Below are 1,301 nucleotides of genomic sequence, written 5' to 3'. Positions count from 1 at the left end.
TTCATTAAAAGACATCATAACAATATCATATTCCTTTCCTTTTTCATCATACGAATCCGCCCAAAAGACAAGCTTATAATAATACGGCATGGCATTTTTGNNCCATTGCCAAGCATGTTTAACCAGCTTGACTAATTTTTCAGGATTAGTTACACCAAAAAATGTACCATCCTCAAATGAGGAACGATAAAGCTCCTCAGCTTCGTGGATGCGTAATAATTGATTTTCAGGAATGGTTGAGGGGTAAATTGTAAGGTCCATAATAACATTATCCGATTGATTAAAGTCGTGGTTTAGATTGTTTGAATTTTCTGTACATAAATAATTGAGACCTAAACCGATAACAAAACAAAGCATAACTACAAATGCGATTAATTTTTTCGATATCAATTGAGTTAATTGAGTAAAATAATTCATTAAAGATATTCCAAATCATTTAAATTAAAAAAATCTACTTCAACAATACGCTCTTCTAACTTACCTTTATTAAATACACGGCAGGGTAAGATTTGATTTTTATCCGCCAGTTTGCTCATTTCCTCATAAATGGGATATAACTTGGGTAAATCAGTTGAATTTTGTATTTCTTTATTGGTCTCATAATTTGTTTTGAGCTTTAATGTTTTCTTCCCTGTATCATTTGTTAATAGCGCATACCCCCATAAAATAACAGGTTTTTTTATAAAATTTCTAGTGTAATTAAGCCTATAATTAGATCTGTATTTTGCTTCTTTTATAATATCAGCTTCCCATTTTGCTCTTGAATATAGCACCGTCATTCGAGAACTTAACGGTGTACTCACATTATTCTTATTTATTGGATAATCTATTACGCTAAGCGCATTATTATTCCCATAAGTCACTTGTCCTAAACAACGAGTTTTTTGTAATTCTGAAATGGTTTTTGCTAAACAGGTTTGATTTTTTATTTTTTTTTCATCACAGGTATCTTCATATGCAGCACCCCGACAGGAGTGTAAAACAAAAATGCCCTCATTTGGATGCCAGGGTAAACGCTCCATATTATCATTTTCGTCAAAGTAAATTTTATTGCCTTCCCTAAAAGCCAAATGTTCTTCACCACCATGACCAAAATAATGAACTTGCCATAATGCGTATTTATTTGCTGTTTCAGGGTTGGTAAGTTCGTTATATAACTTTGTCCATTCCTCTTTAAATTGTGGTGGATGCTCGAAACCTTTTATAATTCTAACTTCAGCATCGGGGTGTTTAAACTTTAATCGTTTTTCTTTAAATTCTGCAGCTCTTAAAAAGTCCGGCGCTCCCCCACCACCATAAGA

The 1,301-nt window shown here is 32.9% G+C and carries 1 protein-coding gene; it reads right to left on the bottom strand.

The genetic code is table 11. The features are described 5' to 3' along the window. Positions 1-416: 416 nt before the first annotated feature. Positions 417-1,301: hypothetical protein (locus tag J3U35_RS00005; RefSeq protein WP_267358782.1), on the bottom strand; the 885-nt coding region annotated here is incomplete at its 5' end.

The organism is Gilliamella sp. B2717, from assembly GCF_026536675.1.
Classification (GTDB): Bacteria; Pseudomonadota; Gammaproteobacteria; order Enterobacterales; family Orbaceae; genus Gilliamella; species Gilliamella apicola_I.
This window is presented reverse-complemented; position numbering and strand designations above follow the sequence as displayed.